The 914-nt window shown below is 42.1% G+C and carries 2 protein-coding genes; both read right to left on the minus strand.

The window, feature by feature from the left end:
* Positions 1–739: ATP-dependent 6-phosphofructokinase (locus ACLOR3_RS05355; RefSeq protein ID WP_412037053.1), on the minus strand; the 739-nt coding region annotated here is incomplete at its 3' end.
* Positions 740–824: 85 nt separating this feature from the next.
* On the minus strand, positions 825–914 hold a 90-nt coding region (locus tag ACLOR3_RS05360; RefSeq protein ID WP_412037094.1), incomplete at its 5' end, for a hypothetical protein.

The following is a 914-nucleotide window of genomic DNA, read 5'->3' on the forward strand; positions in this document are numbered from 1 at the left end:
CTGTTACACGAAGATCACTTGTATCTCCGGCATCTTTCAAGGCTTTACCGAATTCAGCAGCAGACATCACACCTTCTGCAAGGACGATGATGTTGTGTGTACGACCTTTCTCGTAGCCCATCTTGATGCTTTCAACGACATCTTCGATTTTGAAGCCTTCTTCTGGAATGATGATCTCATCAGCTCCTGAAGCAATACCTGACCAAAGGGCAATATCCCCTGCATGACGTCCCATTACCTCGATTACAAAGGTACGATGGTGACTAGACGATGTATCCCGGATCTTATCAATCGCATCCATTACAGTTGTAACAGCTGTATCAAATCCAATTGTAAAATCTGTACCAACGATATCATTATCAATTGTACCAGGAAGTCCTACAGCTGGGAAGCCATGTTCTGTCAAACGCATCGCTCCGTGGTATGATCCATCACCACCGATAACGACGACACCTTCGATTCCATGTTTCTTCAACTGCTCAATCCCTTTTAATTGACCTTCGCGTTCAGCAAATTCAGGATAGCGAGCTGAGTGAAGCATTGTCCCACCACGAGAAATAATATCCCCAACTGATGAAGCATCCAATTGATGGATATCGCCAGCAACCATACCAGCGTATCCATTATAGATACCAAATACTTCCATTCCTTCAGAAATTGCTTGGCGAACAACTGCACGGATAGCAGCATTCATTCCAGGGGCATCTCCTCCACTGGTTAAAACAGCAATACGTTTCATTTCGATATTTGCTCCTTTTTTTTCTTTTACATTCTAAATGATTATAACACAAAGAGGCTCAAATTTCTCCTATTTTCCGTAGATTTTATCGATAAATCGTTTTCATAGCAATACTTGCCAGCTCATTTTCTAACTTCTCGTTTTTCTGGACGGAAACTCCTTTTAATTGGATGGT

This window comes from Streptococcus intestinihominis (assembly GCF_046824975.1).
GTDB lineage: Bacteria > Bacillota > Bacilli > Lactobacillales > Streptococcaceae > Streptococcus.